This is a genomic window from Pelomonas lactea, from assembly GCF_043555885.1.
Taxonomy (GTDB): domain Bacteria; phylum Pseudomonadota; class Gammaproteobacteria; order Burkholderiales; family Burkholderiaceae_C; genus Pelomonas; species Pelomonas lactea.
Window position 1 is genome coordinate 1 of the sequence record NZ_JBIGHX010000046.1, and the last position, 248, is coordinate 248.

The 248-nt window shown below is 67.7% G+C and carries 1 protein-coding gene; it reads right to left on the reverse strand.

Features of this window, described 5'->3' with window-relative positions; translation table 11 throughout:
* Positions 1-248, reverse strand: a 248-nt coding sequence (locus ACG04Q_RS25675) for a transposase (RefSeq protein WP_394514719.1), incomplete at both ends; no start/stop codon positions are given.

A 248-nucleotide genomic window follows, 5' to 3' on the forward strand; every position in this document is an offset into this window, starting at 1 on the left:
TTGGCCGCCGTCACCACGGCGCTGTGCGCCAGCCCCGTCGCACTGTCCACGCCGATGTGCAGCTTCATCCCGAAGTGCCACTGCTGGCCTTTGCGGGTCTGGTGCATCTCGGGGTCGCGCCCCCCCCCCTTGTCGTTCTTGGTCGAACTCGGCGCCGAGATGATCGTGGCGTCCACGATGGTGCCGGTTCCCACCTTCAGGCCCTTGCCCTGCAGCACTTCACCGACCTTGGCGAACAGTGCCGCGCC